Source organism: Variovorax sp. 01T439_2, assembly GCF_056398445.1.
In genome coordinates this window covers 1-2,191 of sequence record NZ_JBFTPJ010000963.1, presented here as the reverse complement: position 1 = coordinate 2,191, position 2,191 = coordinate 1, and the positions used below count along the sequence as shown (strand labels likewise).

At 68.4% G+C, this 2,191-nt stretch carries 4 protein-coding genes; 3 read left to right on the top strand and 1 reads right to left on the bottom strand.

Features of this window, described 5'->3' with window-relative positions:
- Both AC1DOC_RS30460 and AC1DOC_RS30455 read left to right on the top strand, forming a co-directional pair.
- Window positions 1–406 (top strand): OmpA family protein (locus AC1DOC_RS30460; protein ID WP_478131204.1); only part of this gene is annotated, 406 nt, incomplete at its 5' end.
- Window positions 406–774 carry a nuclear transport factor 2 family protein gene (locus AC1DOC_RS30455; protein WP_018906103.1) on the top strand — a complete coding sequence of 123 codons (369 nt, stop codon included), beginning with the start codon at window positions 406–408 and terminating at the stop codon, window positions 772–774. The genes AC1DOC_RS30460 and AC1DOC_RS30455, both read left to right, overlap by 1 nt.
- 11 nt (window positions 775–785) lie before the next feature.
- Here AC1DOC_RS30455 and AC1DOC_RS30450 read toward each other — a convergent pair whose 3' ends face one another.
- Entirely contained in the window at window positions 786–1,400 is a 615-nt protein-coding gene (locus AC1DOC_RS30450; RefSeq protein WP_018906104.1) for a TetR/AcrR family transcriptional regulator, read from the bottom strand.
- Window positions 1,401–1,513: 113 nt separating this feature from the next.
- Here AC1DOC_RS30450 and AC1DOC_RS30445 point away from each other — a divergent pair.
- Window positions 1,514–2,191, top strand: a 678-nt coding sequence (locus tag AC1DOC_RS30445) for a metal-dependent hydrolase (protein WP_478131203.1), incomplete at its 3' end; no start/stop codon positions are given.

The following is a 2,191-nucleotide window of genomic DNA, read 5'->3' as shown; positions in this document are numbered from 1 at the left end:
GGCCGCCGCTGCCCAGCCCTCCGCGCCCGCAGCGCCGGTGGCGGCAGTGGCCTCCGGCACCGTGGCAGCCGCCGACGCCGCGGCCGTGAAGGTCGAGAACGGCGTGGTGAAGTTCTACTTCGAGAGCGGCAAGGCCGAGGTCGCGCCCAATGCCAAGGAAGCACTGGCCGATGTCATCAAGGCCGTGCAGAGCGGCAGCATCCTGCTCGTGAGCGGCTACCACGATGCAAGCGGCGATCCGGCCAAGAACGCCGAGCTCGCCAAGCAGCGCGCCGTGGCCGTGGGCGATGCGCTCAAGGCCGCCGGCGCCCCCGCCGACAAGATCGAGCTTGCCAAGCCCGAGCAGACCCAGGCGGACGGGCCCGCGAGCGAAGCCCGCCGCGTCGAAGTGAAGGTCAAGGCCTGATGCCCACCACGGAAAGACTCGAGGCCTTCATTGCCGCCGTGGAGAGCGGTGCGCACGCCCAGGCCATCGAGGACTACTACACCGAGGACGCGACCATGCGCGAGAACCAGGCCGAGCCCCGGCGCGGCCGCAGCGCGCTGGTTGCGCGCGAGCAGGCGACGCTGGACCGCACCGCCTCGGTGGTTTCGACCTGCGTGCGCCCGGTGTTCGTGAACGGCGACCACGTGGTGATCCGCTGGGTCTTCGATTTCCGCTTCAAGGACGGCAAGGCCATGCGCATGGAAGAACTCGCCTGGCAGCGCTGGGAGGGCGAGCGCATCGCCCAGGAAGAGTTCTTCTACGATCCGGCGCAGGCCAGGCCCGCCTGAGGCGGCTCTCGCTACCTGGCGCTCTCTGCCGCCACCGCGCGCACCAGGCGCGTGGCCGGCGGGACCAACTGGCCGAGCTCACCCACCCGGTCCTGTTCGATGGCCTGCAGCACCAGTTCGTTGATGCCGCCCACCACGGTCATCGCCATCTCGCTCGTCAGGTGCGCCGCGGGGCCGCCGTTGATGGCCGCCTGGATGAAGCCGGCGATCTCGCCGTTCACCCGGCGCCGCGCCGCCAGCCCCGGCATGCCAAGGCCGAGGATCTCGACGAACAGTGTGCGCAGCAGCGGCGGATCCTGCGCAAGATAGTCGAAATACGCGGTGATCGCCCGCTCCACCTGCGCATGCCAGGGCTGCGCCGGATCGAAGGCTTCGCTCACCGCGCGCAGCGCCAGCTTGCTGGCCGCCTCGTACAGCGCGATCAGGCACTCCGACTTGGTCGTGAAATGCTCGTAGAAGGTGCGGCGCGACACGGCGGCCTCCCGCACGATGTCGGCAATGGTGGTGTCCGCGTAGCCCTTGGCGGCCACGGCGCGCGCCATGCCTTCCAGCAGCCGGGCGTAGTGCTCGTGGGCCGGCTCTGCGGAGGCGGCCTCAAGGGCTGGTTTTTCAGTCGCGATGCTCATGGAAAAGACATTGTCCTCCGCATTGGTACTTGACGGTACCAGCCGTGGCGTGCACCATTCCAGGAAATTGGTACGAATGTGTACCGCATCGCATTTTCCAAGGAACATCAGCCATGGCCGACCTTGTCGTGCGCCGCCTTCTGATCGACCTGCAAACGCCGTTCGGCCGCAACTGGTGCGGCGGCAACGCATTCTCCACCGCCTTTTTCAATGCGCTGTCGATGAGCTTTCCGTTCGGCGAGCAGTTCTTCATCGATGCCGTGCGCGACGCCGCGGCCACGCTGCCGGCGCAAGCACAGGAAGCGCTTCGCGCCGACGTGCGCGGCTTCATCGGCCAGGAGGCTACGCACCGGCGCATTCATTCGCTTTTCAACACCCACCTGCAGGACCAGGGCCTGGTGGACGGTTGGACTCCCCGCGCCGCCAGGCGCATGCAGTTGCTGGAGGGCGCCGATCCGCGCCATGCGCTGGCAGCCACCGCAGCCACGGAGCACTTCACCGCCATGTTCGCCGAATGGCTGCTCGCCCACCCCCAGGTGCTCGACGGCGCCGAGCCGCGGCTGCGCACCATGTGGCTCTGGCACAGCGCCGAAGAGCTGGAGCACAAGGCCGTGGCGTTCGACATCTACAAGGCTGCGCAAGGGTCCGACGCCTGGCGCAGGCGCTGGTTCCGGCGCGTGACGCTGATGTTCCTGGACGACCTCATGCGCCAGACCGCCGACAACCTGCGCCGCGAAGGCCAGCTGTGGAAATGGGCGACCTGGAAGAGCGCCGCGCGCATCCTGCTCGGC